At 48.4% G+C, this 16,545-nt stretch carries 13 protein-coding genes; 8 read left to right on the top strand and 5 right to left on the bottom strand.

Annotated features, from left to right (window positions below; all coding sequences use genetic code 11):
* Positions 1-97 precede the first annotated feature (97 nt).
* The 3 genes from tnpA to GA0116948_RS21790 are packed head-to-tail and all read left to right on the top strand — an operon-like array spanning position 98 to position 731.
* On the top strand, positions 98-388 hold the full coding sequence (tnpA, locus tag GA0116948_RS13490) for an IS66 family insertion sequence element accessory protein TnpA (RefSeq protein ID WP_089713111.1): 291 nt from the start codon (positions 98-100) through the stop codon (positions 386-388).
* A 2-nt stretch (positions 389-390) separates the two neighbouring features.
* Positions 391-603: an IS66 family insertion sequence element accessory protein TnpB gene (tnpB, locus tag GA0116948_RS21795; RefSeq protein ID WP_089713108.1), complete on the top strand. Its 213-nt coding sequence runs from the start codon at positions 391-393 to the stop codon at positions 601-603.
* Entirely contained in the window at positions 585-731 is a 147-nt protein-coding gene (locus GA0116948_RS21790; RefSeq protein ID WP_089713105.1) for a transposase domain-containing protein, read from the top strand. Before tnpB ends, GA0116948_RS21790 begins: the two co-directional genes overlap by 19 nt.
* A gap of 174 nt (positions 732-905) precedes the next feature.
* Here GA0116948_RS21790 and GA0116948_RS21290 read toward each other — a convergent pair whose 3' ends face one another.
* The 3 genes from GA0116948_RS21290 to GA0116948_RS13465 form a co-directional block, all read right to left on the bottom strand.
* Positions 906-1,049, bottom strand: coding sequence for a hypothetical protein (locus GA0116948_RS21290; protein ID WP_165798473.1), 144 nt, complete (start codon positions 1,047-1,049; stop codon positions 906-908).
* A gap of 26 nt (positions 1,050-1,075) precedes the next feature.
* Positions 1,076-3,304 (bottom strand): SMI1/KNR4 family protein, encoded by a 2,229-nt coding sequence (locus GA0116948_RS13475; protein ID WP_089713102.1) that lies wholly within the window; start codon positions 3,302-3,304, stop codon positions 1,076-1,078.
* Between the two features lie 569 nt (positions 3,305-3,873).
* On the bottom strand, positions 3,874-4,983 hold the full coding sequence (locus GA0116948_RS13465; protein WP_089713096.1) for a lipase family protein: 1,110 nt from the start codon (positions 4,981-4,983) through the stop codon (positions 3,874-3,876).
* A gap of 99 nt (positions 4,984-5,082) precedes the next feature.
* On the opposite strand from GA0116948_RS13465, the gene aspA reads away from it, so the two are divergent.
* Positions 5,083-6,489: an aspartate ammonia-lyase gene (gene aspA / locus GA0116948_RS13460; RefSeq protein ID WP_089713092.1), complete on the top strand. Its 1,407-nt coding sequence runs from the start codon at positions 5,083-5,085 to the stop codon at positions 6,487-6,489.
* A gap of 69 nt (positions 6,490-6,558) precedes the next feature.
* On the opposite strand, the gene GA0116948_RS13455 is transcribed toward aspA, so the two are convergent.
* Positions 6,559-7,083, bottom strand: coding sequence for a 5' nucleotidase, NT5C type (locus GA0116948_RS13455; protein WP_089713089.1), 525 nt, complete (start codon positions 7,081-7,083; stop codon positions 6,559-6,561).
* A gap of 13 nt (positions 7,084-7,096) precedes the next feature.
* Positions 7,097-9,556 (bottom strand): MG2 domain-containing protein, encoded by a 2,460-nt coding sequence (locus tag GA0116948_RS13450; RefSeq protein ID WP_249260573.1) that lies wholly within the window; start codon positions 9,554-9,556, stop codon positions 7,097-7,099.
* 148 nt (positions 9,557-9,704) lie between these two features.
* On the opposite strand from GA0116948_RS13450, the gene GA0116948_RS13445 reads away from it, so the two are divergent.
* The 4 genes from GA0116948_RS13445 to GA0116948_RS13430 all read left to right on the top strand — a co-directional run bounded on the left by GA0116948_RS13445 (position 9,705) and on the right by GA0116948_RS13430 (position 16,543).
* Positions 9,705-10,955: a BaiN/RdsA family NAD(P)/FAD-dependent oxidoreductase gene (locus tag GA0116948_RS13445; protein ID WP_089713083.1), complete on the top strand. Its 1,251-nt coding sequence runs from the start codon at positions 9,705-9,707 to the stop codon at positions 10,953-10,955.
* Positions 10,956-11,048: 93 nt separating this feature from the next.
* Positions 11,049-11,642, top strand: a complete 594-nt coding sequence (locus GA0116948_RS13440) for an RNA polymerase sigma factor (protein WP_165798472.1) — start codon at positions 11,049-11,051, stop codon at positions 11,640-11,642.
* A gap of 109 nt (positions 11,643-11,751) precedes the next feature.
* Complete coding sequence (locus GA0116948_RS13435; RefSeq protein ID WP_089713077.1) at positions 11,752-12,906, top strand: FecR family protein; 1,155 nt, start codon at positions 11,752-11,754, stop codon at positions 12,904-12,906.
* A 190-nt stretch (positions 12,907-13,096) separates the two neighbouring features.
* Complete coding sequence (locus tag GA0116948_RS13430; RefSeq protein WP_089713074.1) at positions 13,097-16,543, top strand: SusC/RagA family TonB-linked outer membrane protein; 3,447 nt, start codon at positions 13,097-13,099, stop codon at positions 16,541-16,543.
* The last annotated feature ends 2 nt before the right edge of the window (positions 16,544-16,545 follow it).

The following is a 16,545-nucleotide window of genomic DNA, read 5'->3' as shown; positions in this document are numbered from 1 at the left end:
CCCCCCTGACTTAGCCAACCCTCTACAGCTAAGTATCCCTCCGGCAAAGTACCGAACTTCTAAAAAGAGATCATACTAGCTTTGCTGTAAAAATAAAATGAAAAAAGAAGAGGTTCCTTCCGAAGTGATGTATAACCACATTCGTTTGTGGCAGCAAAGAGGTCAAAGCCAAAAAACTTATTGTCAGCAAGCGGGTATAGCCTATCATGTTTTCCATTATTGGTACCACAAATACCGCCATGGGCAGCCCACCGGAAACAGTTTTATACAGCTATCAACAAGCACAGTGGCGAGTAGTGCTTTCGCAGAATGTTACCTATCCAATGGTGTCTGTATTGTCCTGCATCAACCAGTGCATGCCGATTACATTAAAACGCTGGCAGGTTAATCATGTTACACCTATCAGTCAACTGTCGTTATTTTCTTTACCAGGGTAATGCAGATATGCGCAAAGGATTTGATTCCCTTAGCGGCATCGTTACCATCCAACTGCAAGGAAACGTGTTGAGCGGCGATGTGTTTGTTTTTTTTATCGCCGTAAAAACCAGATTAAACTTTTGCTCGAAGCAGCCCAGCGGAGCGCTATGTTATACTCGCTGTTAGGCACCTGCAAACTACATCGGATCAATCCTTTTGAATGGATGAAGGATGTGTTGCAAAGAATAGGGACATACCCTGTAAATCAAATCAGCAACTTATTGCCCAATCATTGGAGGCCTAGTAACTTATAAATGGGTGGTTCGCCGGAGGGGTACGTTACAGTGCATTTTGTAAGCATGCATTCGTTGAATGCACACCATTAAAAGAAAGCATTGCGAAAAAAAATATTTACGAAAGGCTATATTACCAGCCGGCATGATGGCTGCTTAAAAAAAGGTGAAAAATAGCTGGGCAGATCGAATTAATTACTTCTTAAAATAAGCATTCTTGTCTGGGCCCATGGTGAGCTGGCCGGCAATGAAGCCTATTGATGGATCGAAGGTGGCGCCGTGCCCGCCTACGGATGCTACGAATAACTTAACACTGGAGGCATGTCGGCGCGCCATCATGTAAGCGTCCTTTTATAGGAACAACTTTATCTTAATATAAATTCAAATTTTTGGACATGTCCACTCTTAATCATATCAATTTCATGCTGAATCAAGTCCTCTAAAGAATCCGCAACAACATTGCGTTCCCATGATTCATTTTGCAATTCTACAATTTGTCCATACTTACCTTTATCAGATGGATCTGTATCATATAGCAGGTAATCGCCATCTCTACTAGAAGCAAAGGGTATCCAATGAGGATTGGTATAGTTGCTCAAGTTTAGTTTGTCATCTATTTTTACAGGAATATCGTTTTCCCTCTCATCAATTTCCTGAAGATCCATCACTTCATTCCATTCATTCGGAATTTCATGAAATGAAAGGAGATAATAAATACAGTCATTTACTGTGAAGCTAAATACAGATGTAACCGGATCATATTTTACATTATGAATGCTATAAAAACAAATAAGTTCCTGCGGAATCTTAATGTCATCCTCTAGTGAGCAGCATTGAATATCATCATTCAAAATACCCGACATTAAATTAAAGTACTTATTCTTTTTTGGAACAATTTGTTCAGTCGTATAAATCCAATTTTCCCACAGTGATTTTAGCTGTATATATTGCTCATTTATTGTTAAAATATCAACCGCGCCAGGATCGAAAGTTTTTGGATCAGTTATTTTAGTTGTTACAGTGTCCATTGTATCACCATTAAAGATCTCATATCGTTCATCTTTCGATATAAATCCATTTATGAACTCCTGGTTTTCTTTTAAAATTTTCTTTTTTAGTTGAGTGAAGTATTTTATTGCCTCCTTGTACATATTTGTATTTGTAATTGACACGGCATACACTGTACTTTCATATCCATCTTCATCCTGTGTCCGGAGTTGCACCGTGTCTTGCCCGGACTCGTTTTGGAGTATGTCCAAATGATAAAAAACATATTTTTCTGCCTCATGGTTGAAGGGTAATGTTTTTATAATACAAATTCTTGGACAGCCATGTGCTTTGTTATCCTGCTGCCGAAACTGTATCATAATATTTCCGACATATAACGAATGCTCATCTTCGTTATAATAATCACTGTATTTTGACTTTACAATGGGAAGGGCCAAAATCTGGTTAATTTCTTGGACAGTTACCTGTTCCGAAAACTGTTGCTGATAATATTCTGCTGCAGAAAATGCTTGTAAAAGATATTTCCAGCCAGCTTCTATAAAATCCTTTACAATCTTGGAACTATGCTTAAAATCCAGGATGTGCCAATCCTTATCCTCTCCTATTAATGATTGATGTGCAATAGCCCTTTTTATATTTTCCTCATGCGAGAAATAGAATATCATCACAGCGTATTCCTCTTTATAAGTTAAGTAAATATTGGTAGAGAAGGGTTTATTTGGCTGTGCCCGCACACGGATATAAGTGCTTTCATTCCGAAATTCAAGCTCTTTTAAATTTGAGTTAGGTCCACCAAAAAGAGAAAACAACCGTGAAGTACGAAAGCGATCCAGGTTGATGTCTGTAAGATACTCATCCTCAAAAATAAATGGAATGGTATCCCCGGGATGCACTTTAATTTCACCCAGCAATACTGGTAGGTTTTCTTCCAGACGATTGAATAATTTTGCTGTATTTATCCAATTTTTATAACTGTAAATGTCTTCCTCTACTTCATCTTCCTGCAAAAGACATTCTTCCAGAAATGCCGTTTGCATAAGCTCCCGTGAATAATCGCCAATTACATCATGATCGTTCAAAAGTAATCCGACTTGTACATTGTCATTATTATAAAAACGTTCATAATTGAAATGATAGTCCGATGCCATAAAAACCTTTGCGCTAATAAATCCATCCACATTTAATTGTCCATGATTATAATCTCCCCAAAATAAATCTTGCACAGTAAGATTTCCAGTTACATATATCTCCTGTCCGCCAACAACTATATTATCGGCATCAAGATTTCCTAGCACGATCAGCGAAACAGCACCATCGGTTTCACTATTGGAAATATTTTTCACTTTAATATTTCCTTTAATTAAAATCATATCTATCTGATCCAATACTGCATTGTTATCGACCTCGATGTTAAGGTCCAAAAAGTCCAGTGTAAGGTTTTCCAATGATATATTTTCTTCAGCGAAGGCAACCATCTCATTTTTGCATGACTCCTGATCATATTCCCATCGCTGAACACCCAAAGAATTATTAGGAAGTAAATGTATTATCTCAGAGAATTTTTTAATTTGAAATATGGGAGACATAATGTGTTAAATTTTATCCTTACAAAATAGGAGCTAAATAATAAAAGTATGGATGTTTCCCTATTTTGATGGACACTAAGTTAAATGTGTAAAAATATTAATTTAGTAATAGATATCAAAAAAGTGGTCCATGAAATCAGGTAGGAATGCTTATTTACTACTGGAGGCGATCAGTATGAGCTTTATAGGCGATAAAAACCGAAATCAAGTTTGTTTCTTCACTGCGATCGGTGATCAATATGTCAGTTATTATTTCTAAGAAGCGCTTTAAAAGGCTGGGAAAAGAGGTAGTATGCTTTGTAAAGGAAATTGCTAAGATAGTGAGTTGGTAGTGCATTTTTTCATGCTTACAAGGGAGATGATCTATCCTCATGGTGTATTTGACCAGCAGGAAAGAAGCCAGCAGTAAAATTTTTCAGGTATATCTAAATTTGGTACAATAGGATGAGAAAACATTCTGCATTACAATATTTGTCACCGTCAGCATACAAGTTTGAAATGGAAAATATATCCTTAAAAAAGGCAGCTTAATTGGGGTCCTGATTTCTAGGTAAAGTTCAATTCCCCCATCACCTAAACGCCTCCGCATACTGCGCATGCAACAAAAACAAATACTGCTCCATCTGGTGATGTACAAAAACATTCTTCCCATCAAATGGATATCTCGCATAATACGCCGGTGTAGGTTGCAGGATCACCGGGCTACCGGCGGTCATATAAGCATTACTCGGCGCGAAAGGGGGCTGCACATAACCGGGTAACGATTGTTTCACCCGCTTGCCTAGCAAGGGGCCCAGGGTATGTGCCATACGGCGGCTGGCTTTGCGGCTGCTGCGATCCATTTTATTATACAGGGAGCGCACCACCCAGCGCACCAATAGTTTTTGTTTTTTAAGCAGGGGCTTTACGTAGGGGAAGGGGCTTACCGGATTCATGTCGCGGGTAGTTTGCAACGAGAACGGTGTTTCCGGTACCCAATCGCGGGCGTTTACAATGCGGAAGCCCCAGCCGTTGCGGGTTAGGTAGTCGAAGTCGTAAGCGTAGTACAGGTTACCGGGTTTGGGAGCGGCGCTGCAATAGGTTTTGTACACAATATCTTTGGGCATATCAGGATCGTCAAGGTAGGCCAGGTAGGAGCGGAGCAGGAAGGCAATGGCGCCGCCCTGGCTATGGCCCATAATAATATATTCGTGTATGCCTTGCCGGTAGTAAGCCTTTATTTTTTGTACAATATCTGGTGCCAACGATGCAAGGCCTATCATCCAGCCCACGTGTACGTAGGCGGCGCTATCTGTGGCCACGCGGTAGGGGAAGTTTGTCGTGTCGTTCAGGTGTATACTCCCTTGTGCGGCAATCATACCGGCATAGAAATTTTCCATCCAAGACTCAGCGGCACCGGTGGTGCCGCGAATGCTGATAATGCCTACCCCATCGGGCCGTAGCCACAAATCCCAGCGGTTTTGGAGGCCGGTTACGGGCGACCGGTATACCAGGCGGGAGGCGGGTGCGGGGGTGCTTACCTGCCGCCAGGGTGTATCTCTATGCCGGATGGACAGCCGTAATAATTCTTCATATTCCCGGGCATCAAAACCCGCCTGCAGGTGTTGGGCGTTGGCTTGCAGCGTTACGCCCCAGCACAACGCCAGCAGCCAAAAATAACGGAATCGCTTCATCATCATTGAATGTAAAGTACTGGAATGGATTTAACAAATGTGATCCCCTTTTGCCTGCGCTTCAATGCCAAAGTTGTCTTACATTTAGCGATAATTTTTACGGATATGTCTACCAGGTTAGAACACGATTTTTTAGGTGAACGGGAGATCCCGCAAGACGTTTATTATGGCATACAAACCCTGCGCTCCCTGGAAAATTTTCACATTACCGGCATCCCGCTTCAATCGGAGCCGCTTTTCGTACAGGCGTTGGGGTATGTTAAAAAAGCCGCCGCACTGGCCAATAAAGCGCTGGGTGTGCTGGACGCCGGTATTGCCGATGCTATTGTTAAGGCCTGCGACCGCGTGATCGCCGGGGAGTTCAACAACCAGTTCCTATCCGATCTGATACAAGGCGGTGCGGGTACGTCGGTGAATATGAATGCCAATGAAGTGATTGCCAATGTAGCCCTGGAGATCATGGGCCACCAAAAGGGTGCTTACCAATTCTGTCATCCCAACAACCATGTAAACTGCTCTCAGTCTACTAACGACGCCTATCCTACAGCATTCCGCATTGCCCTCATCAATAAGCTCACGGCCTACCGCCAGTCGCTCGGCGACCTGGCAGATGCCTTTGCCGATAAAGGTGTGGCCTTTCAGGGCGTATTAAAGATGGGCCGCACCCAGCTTCAGGACGCTGTGCCCATGAGCATGGGCGACGAGTTCCAGGCTTTTGCTACTAACCTGCGGGAAGAACTATCCCGCATTGAAGACAGCAAAGGCCTGATTGCCGAAATCAATATGGGAGCTACCGCCATCGGTACCGGCGTAAATGCCCCTGCGGGTTATGCCGCCCTGGTAACGGATCAGTTGCGCAACATCACGGGGCTAGACTTAAAGCTGGCCGCCGATCTCATTGAAGCCACTTACGATGCGGGTGCTTATGTTCAATTATCCGGGGTATTAAAACGTACGGCCGTAAAGGTGTCCAAAATCTGCAACGATTTGCGCCTGTTGTCTTCCGGTCCTCGAGCCGGACTGCATGAAATAAACCTGCCGCCCTTGCAGCCTGGTTCTTCTATTATGCCCGGCAAGGTAAACCCGGTGATTCCCGAAGTGGTTAATCAAACCGCGTTTTATGTAATTGGGGCAGACCTCACCGTTACCATGGCTGCCGAAGCGGGCCAATTGCAACTCAATGTAATGGAACCGGTCATTGCTTTCTCGCTCTTTACGGCCATTACTTATATGACCAATGCCTGCATCACCTTGCGTGAAAAATGTGTGGTGGGCATCACCGCCAATGCGGAACATACCCGCCAGATGGTGATGAACAGCATTGGCATTGTTACCCAACTAAATCCCATTATCGGGTATGAAAAATCGGCCGCTATAGCCCGGGAAGCACTGGAAACAGGCAAGTCCGTACACGACCTGGTGGTAAAAGAACAGCGCCTTATTACCCAGGCAAAGTGGGACGAAATTTTTGCGTTACAAAACCTGATTAAGCCCATATATATTAATCAGTGAATACATAAAAAAAGCTGCGGCTCACAGCCCGCAGCTTTTATATTCGAAGTATTGTACTACATGTTTTTCTCACAATAATTTTCTCGCCACATCTTCCCAGTCCTGCACTCTTTCATAACCCTCCGTGTGTACATTATGATGGCCGTGGTATAAGTAGGCTTTGCCTTTAAAGTTGGTAAAATTACGTGCCAGGTCGTCTATCATATAATCGGTCTGCACAATGCTTTTGTCGCCGCAAAGGCAGTACTGCTTCCAGGTAAGGAAGGGCAGGTTGTCCTGTAGCCAATCGAACTTGTCGCGCAGGCTGGTGGGAAATTCCATGGCGGCAGACACGATATAGACCTTGTATTTTTTGTTCAGTTGTTCTATCACCTCTACTGCATGGGGAAAGGTGGCCAGATCGCGGAAAAAGCCGGGCGTATGCAGGTATTGATGAATGATGCCCCTTTTATCTTCCGGCAGGGCTTCTGCCAGGGTACGGCCATATAGCTGTTCTTCGGTAAACGTAACGCCGTGATCGCGAAAATACCAATCCCTCGCTTTGCGCATAGGGTCTGCAATTGTTTCATCCATGTCGATGGCAATACTCTGCATTGTTCCGTTTTTTTTAAAATACTTTAGATACCCTTCCTACACTGCCATCTTCTGCCATGCCTTCTGCTACTACGCGGAAGTGTTGGGTAAAGTCGTTGTTATAAAAACTAATGGTGGCGGTGCGGGTAGTTGGATCTACGCGGATGTCTGGGTTCCAGTACAGCGTAAGGCGCTGGTCTGGCAGTGTGTTCATGGGCGAAGCCACCGCATAGTCGGGTGAATAAAATTCTTTTACCAGCGCATAACCTGCTTTTTTGAAAATAGCAAAGTCTTTGAAGCTACCGTCGGTACTGTTATAAGGCTTATCGCTATTGCCTTCATTGCCGCGTTTCATGTAAATGGCAATGGCACCGTTGGCACCGTTAAAACCACCCATGAAAGGAGGACGGAACACCTTTACCATGGCGATATCGGTTACAGACATGGTAGATAGCATCTGGATATCGGTAGGCATTTCATTCAGGTAAAAAGTAGGTTTACCGCCCCGCCATTGAATGGTAGGGTTAGAGAGGTCGCCGGTTATTTGCAGGCCCGCTACCCGCGATTGCAGGTATTGGAAAATGTTTTGATACATGTTTGCTTCCTTGGTAAGATCAAACACGTATCCATCGCCACCGGAGAACATACCGCTGGTATAGCGTTTGTCGAGTTCCTCTTCTGGACGCACCTTTTTCTCTTCTACTTTTACTTCCTTCAGTTGAATGGGCTGGTTGGTCATGCTGGGTATGTTGCGGTTAATGCGGTTGCCCTGCGCGGCTGTGGCCAGGAAGTTTTTCAGCGTAGTGTTATCAATAGGTGGTGGCAGCAGGTAGGGGTAGGGCGTTTTTACTGGTACGCTATAATCAAAGAAGTGGTCATTGAACTTTACCGTTACATCGGTAAAGGCTTGTTTGCCTGCACCTTTGTAATAAATAAGGGCTGTATCCCTAAAATGGGCGTTGTCTACCGCAAATTCGCCGAGGCCATTCACCTGTACTTTGGAATAAAAGCTGCTGCTATCTACGGGCACTTTAATGATCATATCTAACTGGCCGTTCATCATGGGCAGTTTGCCGCCGGTGGTGTAGGCGGTGCCGCCCAGGTCTATGCCCTGTTCGTAGTGAAAGCGCATGCTGGGGTATTGGTTTTTCAGGATCTGTTTCCAGGCAAAACGCCGCCAGCCGTTGGTCATCATCACCAGGTCCAGGCCTTGCAGGGTACTGTCTGCTGTGTTCTGGAAATACCAGCCGGCATCGTGTACATACCCGGTAAGGTCGGAGGTCATGAGCAGGTTGCTCACAATATTCTGGTGGTCGGGGTTTTCCACTACCTGGTCGGCATCTGTGACGGCCACGGAAATGTGGGCCTGTAAGGTATCCGGCAGTTTTACGGTAAAAGTGTTAAGGGTGCGGCGGTTATGATTAATGGTACCCTCATTTACCGACAGGTTCATGAGGTCGGGCTGGCGCACAAAGGCCAGGCGCTCGGAGAGGGGGGTACCGTCTTTCTTGAATAGGGTAATCTGTAAAATACCGGAAGGCAGTTGCTGGGTGGGAATAAAACCACTGATCTTGCCTTCGCTCACATTCAGCATGGCGCGGTATACCAGTTGCTGTTGCATGCTGGCCACCACCAGCATTTCATTATACGCATCGGTATTATTTGGGCCGCTCACACTCTGGAAGAAAATGCGGGCACCCCGGTTAAAGATCTTGAGGGAAGCACCTTCGCCAATGGCCTGCGGTAGCGGGAGGGTCTTGGCAGCACCGCTGCCTGCCTGCACCACGGCCTGGTAGGTTTCGCCGGCGACGGGGGTAATGGTAAACTGGCCCATGCCATCGTGCTGGGTCTTAATATCGGTTACGGTAGCCCCTTTACTATCCTTTACTGTACCTGTTACCGCGATGGGGAGGCCGTTCTGGTCAATGGCCTTAAAGGCTACTACACTGGCAGCACCAGTGATCATGTTGCCGCCTTCTGGGAAAAACTGTACCGCGTAATCGCTGGCCGGGGCAACGGTGGGTACTGTTTTGGTGCTTTGATCGAAGATGGTGATGTTCTTATAAAAGAGGAAGTGGGCATCGAAATTGAGCATCCAGGCGGTGTAGGCGCGCACCTGGTACTGGCCGGATTTTACGTTAGCGGGTATTACCAGCTCGCCGGGCGCTCCGCTGCCCTGGGCGCCAAACATTTTCTTAACGATCACTACGCCGTCTTTATTCAGCACCTCCACATACAGGTTGCGGGCTGTAATATCGGGCAGGTTCTGCAAGGTTAGATAGGCTTTGAACCAAATACTTTCTCCGGCGGCATAATAATCTTTATCGAGGTGCAGGTACACCTTTTCCTGGGGGAAACTATTCGCATACTGCTGGAGAGCGTTGGTAATGTCGTCTGGCCACTCGTCGTCCGGCAGGAAGCTGAACAGGCAGAGCAAACTAATGCAAAGGGCAGGCGTAAGCAGGTAGAGTCTTCTCTTGATTCTTTGTGACAAGGAGCGTGGATGCGTCATGGTTTACAAAAGTTATAATAGGCTGCGAGGGAGCTACTCCAAATAGTAACAACCACCAAAACAGCTTAATATTGTGTTTTGAAATATGGCTACAATAATAGCAATTATTCCCTTGAAATACATTGAATAGATGAAGCAGCGCAGATTGGTAGTGATAGGTGGCGGGGCGGCGGGATTCTTTTGTGCGGTAAATGCCGCCCGGCTGCACCCGGCACTGGAGGTGATCTTACTGGAAAAAACGGGCAAATTACTCTCCAAAGTGAAGGTGTCTGGTGGTGGCCGTTGCAATGTTACGCATGCCGCCCCAGACCTGGCTTATATGGCCAAACGCTACCCCCGGGGGCAGCATTTTGTGAAAAAGGCTTTTGGGTTTTTCTTTGTGCCGGACACCATTGCCTGGTTTGCCGAACGGGGGGTAGCCCTGAAGGCTGAGGCAGACAATCGCATGTTTCCGGTAACCGATAGTTCGCAAACCATTATCGACTGTTTGCTACAAGAGGCAGACCGTTATGGGGTGCGGGTGCGTACCAACAGCGAGGTGCTGGCCATCCGGAAGGCCGGTGCCCACACCCTTTCCACCCCGCCTGGCAATACCGGCTGGATCGTGGAGCTGGGCCAGGGCAATAGCCTGGAGGCAGACGCCGTATGCATTGCCGCCGGTGGGTATGCCCAGGCGGCCAAGTTTGGATGGCTGCAGGCCCTCGGCCACCATATTGCCGAACCGGTACCCTCACTCTTCACATTCAATATGCCCCATCACCCTATCACCGCGCTCATGGGGGTAAGCGTTCCGGAGGTGCAGGTAAAAATAGCCGGTAGCAAACTACAGGAGCAAGGCCCGGTACTCATTACCCACTGGGGGCTCAGCGGGCCGGCAGTGCTGCGGCTCTCCGCCTGGGGCGCCCGGGAACTGTTTGATAAAAACTACACCTTTACCGCCATCATCAACTGGACGCCGGCCTACCACGAAACCAGTATGCGCGAAACCCTGCAAGCTGCCCGCTCCCTGGGCGGACAGAAATTGCATGGTAAAAACCAGTTTGGCCTCCCCCAGCGCCTCTGGCAGTTTTTGCTGTTACAGGCGGGCATTCCGGAAGACATGCGATGGGCTGATATGCCGGCCAAGGCCCAGCTACAGCTTACCAAACTGCTCACCGCCATGGAATGCCCGGTGAGTGGCAAAACCACCTTCAAAGAAGAATTTGTGACTTGCGGGGGCATACAATTGCCGGAAGTAGATCCCAATACCATGGAAAGCAAAAAAGCCCCCGGCCTTTTCTTTGCCGGCGAGGTGCTGGATGTAGATGGTATTACCGGCGGTTTTAATTTCCAGCATGCCTGGACCAGCGGTATGCTAGCCGCAAAGCATTGTGTGAAGTAAATAAGCACGCCTTACTAACCAGGCAGGGCGCATATGAGTATTCGCGAAAATTTAGGTAGGTTTGTCAGGAAGGAGAAAAATAACGGCTGTTGTATGAAGGAAAGCTCCGGGGAATATTCCGATTCACAATTATTGGTCTTGGTGCAGCAAGGGGATAAGGATGCATTTACGCTCCTGTATAACCGGTATTGGGATAAGTTGCTGGTGTACGTCATGCGCGCCGTTCAAGTGCAGTCAGATGCGGAGGATATCGTGCAGGAACTTTTCATTTCCCTCTGGAAGCGCCGGGAGTCGCTCGATATCCGGTCTGCCCTCTCCACCTACTTATTTAATAGCGCACGTTACGGAGCGATTCGGTATATCGAAAAAAACATTACCCGCTCTAACTACCTCGAATTTTTGTCGAAGACCACACCCGCAGCGCCAGCGGCCGATCAGGCCCTGGCCCTGAAAGAAGTGAGTGCACAAATGGAGGAGGTGGTGGCCGGCATGCCCGAGCGCATGCAACAGGTGTTTCGCCTGAGCCGGGAGCAGCACCTCAGCCACCGGGAAATAGCCGCGCAGTTGGGCATTTCCGAAGAAACCGTGAAAAAACAAATTTACCGGGCCTTGCAATTATTACGTGCCCGCTTCGGGGATATTCCTTCGGCACTCCTCGTGTATATGACCCTGTATCTTTTCTTTTAAACTTTTTTTTAGCACCATGTACCACCCCGGCATTAGTTATGTCACTAATCAATGGGGGTTGGTAGTCCATCAACGGAAATAGCCGGTGCGCCAACCCTCACTTATAAACATGACGCAGGAAGCAGCCGAAATATTACTACAGCGTTACCGGGAAGGCATCTGCACCCCGGAAGAAACAGCATGGGTCGAAAACTGGTTCCAATCTTTGCAGGAGCAATCCACCTGGCAGGTGCCGCCCGCAGAAGCGGTAATGATACGCGAGCGCATGCTGGCGGCTATCCGCGAAAGCATGGAGGAAGCCACCACTCCGGTATACCGCCTGCCGCCCCAGCGCCGCTTCCCCTGGTGGGCCGCCGCTGCGGTGTTACTACTCATGGGGGCAAGCGCCTGGTGGATGTATCACCAAACACATATCACGCCGGTGGTAGCACAGGCACACACCGATCTGGCCCCGGGGCATGCGGGTGCCTTGCTTACCCTGGCCAATGGGCAGCAGGTGTTGCTGGATAGCGTGGGCAATGGCCCCGTGGCCAGCCAGCACGGCGTGCAGGTAGTGCAGCAGCATGGACAGCTTGCCTACACCGGTGTGCCGCAGGAAATGGCGTACAACACGCTGAGTACCCCGGCGGGCAAAACCTACCGCATTGTATTGCCAGATGGCACCCAGGTATGGCTGAACGCCGCTTCCTCCATTACTTACCCGGTAGCTTTTACGGGCAAAGACAGGCAGGTAAGCATGACGGGTGAGGCCTACTTCGAGGTGGCCCATCGCCCGCAGCAACCTTTCCGTATAAAGTGCGGCCATGCCCTGATAGAAGATATTGGTACGGCCTTTAACGTAAACGCCTATACGGACGAAGCTGCCCTCACCACTACGCTGGTGGAGGGGGCGGTGAAGATAGCCCTGCAGCCGGGAACGGCGGCGGTGGCCAGGCCGGCCAGCACGGTGCTGAAGCCGGGAGAACAGGCCGCCCTGCAAGCCTCCGGTGAAATAACGGTGGCCAGTGAGGTAGACCTGCGCGCAGTAACTGCCTGGAAAGACGGTAATTTCCGCTTTAATAATGCCGACATCCACACCATTATGCGGCAGGTAGCCCGCTGGTATAATGTACAAGTGATATATGAAGGCGATATAGAAGCCACCTTTTCCGGCGGCATTTCCCGGGATGTAAATGCTTCCGAACTCCTGCACATCCTGGAAAGTACGGATAAGGTGCGCTTCGAGATCAGCAGTAAAACTATCACCGTAAAAGCAGTAAAATAATCAACCACCAGCATAGAAGAATAGCCTGCCAAACGAAATCATAGCGGCATATCCATACCTGCAGGATGGAATAACGCAGCATGTTTTCAGCAAGATTGTCAACAACGAATAAAAAGAGCAACAATGCCTGATCCTTAAGAAGGGTCCATCTTTTAGTCAACCAATTCTTTTATCAACCAATCGATAGCGCATGCAATCAAATGCTTACAAATGGCTACTGCCCGTATGGCAGAGGGCTGCTTATGTACATACCGGAACAGCTATGACCGGCCAGGGAAACAGGAAATATTTTACGGCGGGCCGCAAACTGGCGGCAGTGCTGCTCCTGTTTTTTGTGCTGGGGCTTACGCCGGCCTTTGCCCAGCAAGTAACAGTGATGGAAAAAAACATTCCACTGCGCAAGGTGTTTCAGCTCATAGAAAAACAAACTGGCTTTCAATTTTTCTTTAGCGATGAAGACTTGCAACAAGCCAAGCCCGTAACCCTGCATGTGCGGGAGGAGGAGATGGGGAACGTATTGCGCCAGTGTTTTTCCGGCCAGCCCTTCGTGTTTGAAATAGTGGGCAAAACCGTGGTGGTGAAAAAGAAGAAAGTACTCCAGGAGGGACTTCCACCCACTACCTTCCGCACCGATACTACGGCTGCCGGCCTTGATATATACGGCACGGTGATCGGGGCACAGGGCGAATTGCTGGTGGGCGCTTCCGTGGCCATACAGCACACCCAACGCGGAGTTATTACGGATGCAAAAGGGGTGTTCCAGTTGCATAACCTGTCGCCGCACGATACGATTGCGGTACGTTATATAGGTTACCAAAACCGTTTTTTCAATGCAGGGGAATTTAATAAAGCAGGTATCCCTTATATATTCCTCGAAAAAGCGGATAATAAACTGGACCAGATGGTGGTGCAGGCTTATGGCACCACCAGCCAGCGGCTTACCACCGGCAACATTGTAAAAGTAAGCGGAGATGAAATTGTAAAGCAGGCGGCCATTATGAACCCCCTGGTAGCACTGGAAGGCCGGGTACCCGGCCTGGTGGTTTCCCAACCCACCTTCGGGTATGCCAGTGGCAATGTGAAAATGGAAATTAGAGGCCGCAGTACCATTAGTTCACAATTTACTTCCGACCCGCTCTACATTATCGATGGGGTGCCGCTTACTACACTGGATGTTGAAGGTTCCTCCTACACCAGCGGTTCCAATGGGGTGGTGCAGAGTGGGGTTATCACACCCGGTTTTGGTCAAAGCCCTTTCTTTAACCTGAACCCCGCTGATATTGAAAGCATTGAGGTGCTGAAAGATGCAGATGCCACCGCTATCTATGGTTCCCGTGGGGCCAATGGGGTGCTGCTCATTACCACCAAGAAAGGGCATCCCGGCGCTACAAATTTCAACGCTACCGTAAGCCAGGGCTTTAGCGTAGTACCGCGTTATTGGAAAATGCTCGATACGAAACAATACCTGCAAATGCGCCGGGAAGCTTTTAACAACGACGGCATTACACCCACTACGTCCAATGCACCGGACCTCCTGGTATGGGATACTACCCAGGATATTAACTGGCAAAAACAACTGTGGGGACAACATGCCGGTAAAATTACAGATGCCTCCCTGAGTTTGTCTGGCGGCGATGCTAAAACCATGTTCCGCATTAACGGCGGCTACCGCCGGCAAACGCCTTTACTTACCAATACCGGTGCAGACCGGCGGGGTAGTATAGACTTCAGTCTTACCCACCATGCGGGCAACTTTACCGCCACGCTTTCTGCCAATTATTCTATCTCCGATGTCAATACCATTTATACGCCCGGGGGTGTTACCCTGGCGCCGGATGCGCCGCCCATTTACAACGAAAAGGGCGCACTTAATTATGATGCCTGGAATGCGGCGGGCATGATGTACAGCTATCCCTTTGCTGCGCTTAAACAACCCTATTCCTCTAAAACGAATTTGCTGATCAGCAGCATGCGGCTCAGTTATGAACTGATGAAAGGGCTTACCCTTACCCTGGGCGCCGGGTACAATAACTCGCAAAATAAACAACTGAGTTTGCAGCCAGCCAGCTCCCTAAACCCGCTGCTTTTCCCAACTAGCATAGGAACATATGGTAACACGGCCAGCAGTTCCTGGATATTGGAACCCCAGCTTACCTACAACACCTTTGTAGGTCCCGGCTCCCTGGAAGTATTGGTAGGCGGCAGCCAGCAGACTACTAATACAGATGGCATGCAACAACAGGGGTATGGTTTTCTCAATGAAAGCCTCATGAAGTCGGTCGTGAACGCGCAGACCATCCTCACGTATGAAAACGTAGGGCAGTATAAATACGCCGCCGTATTTGGCCGGGTCAATTATAATATCGGTAACAAATACATCCTGAACCTGAACGCCCGGCGCGATGGTTCTTCCCGGTTTGGTCCCAACCGGCAGTTCGGCAATTTTGGCTCCGTAGGCGCCGCATGGATCGCGTCTGAAGAACCCTGGTTGCGAAAAGCATTGCCTGCCGTCATCAGTTTCTTTAAGTTCCGGGGCAGCTATGGCAGTACCGGTAGTGATGCCATTGGCGATTATCAATATTTGTCGCAGTGGAGTAATAACCAGAACTACCAGGCGCTGTACAGCTATGGTGGTATACAGCCACTCATTAGCCAGCATGCCGTAAACCAGGACTATCGCTGGCAGGTGAACCGTAAAGTGGAAGGCAACGTAGACCTGGGTTTCAATAAAGACCGGTATACGCTTTCCGTATCCTGGTACCAGCAGCGCACCAGCAATCAACTGATGCAATTTCCTACACCCATTTTCTCGGGTTTCGAATCCGTAGCGGCCAACTGGCCGGCTACCCTGCAAAACGCCGGATTGGAATTTACGGTAAGCGCTAAAATAATACAGACAAAAGCTTTTTCCTGGTCTACCAATGTAGTCCTTGGCATCAATCACAACCGCCTCATCCGGTATGATAACATTGCCCTATCTGCAGATGTGGGCCAATATAAAGTGGGCAAATCTATCAATAGCGTGTACCTGTTTCACGCCACCGGCGTGGATCCGCAAACGGGGCAGTACACTTATGAAGATCACAACCACGATGGCAGCCTGACTACCAATTACAGCGTATCGCCCGGAACGGGCAATGATGATCGTGCTGTTTCGGTAGACATCAGCCCCCGTTTTACCGGTGGGTGGGGTAATCAGTTCCAGTATAAAAACTTTCAGCTCAGTCTTTACTGCGTGTTTAAAGATGCTAAAGGGGTAAATGGGTTTTCCGGCAACCAGCCCGGTCAAATGGCCAATATCAGCCCAAAGGTGCTGGCAGACCATTGGCAAAAACCAGGCGATAAGGCTACCTACGCCCGCTTTACTACCCAGCAGTCTTACAACGATGGACTTTACTCCCAGTCGGACGCCGTGTATTCCGATGCTTCTTACCTGCGGCTGTCTACTGTAGCATTTTCCTATAGCCTGCCGGAGCATATCGCCAAAAAGGCGGGCATGAAGGCTTGCGCTTTCTCCTGCTCGGCACAGAATATTTTCACCATCACCGGTTATAAAGGGTTGGACCCGGATGCCCAGTATTTTGGCTCCATGCCACCAGCCAGGTCTTTCACCGGTACGTTATCGCTCACTTTTTAAAT

It is taken from the genome of Chitinophaga costaii, from assembly GCF_900094705.1.
In the GTDB taxonomy this organism is placed as follows: domain Bacteria; phylum Bacteroidota; class Bacteroidia; order Chitinophagales; family Chitinophagaceae; genus Chitinophaga; species Chitinophaga costaii.
Note: the sequence above shows the minus strand (reverse complement) of the source record. Positions and strands in the feature narration are given on the sequence as shown.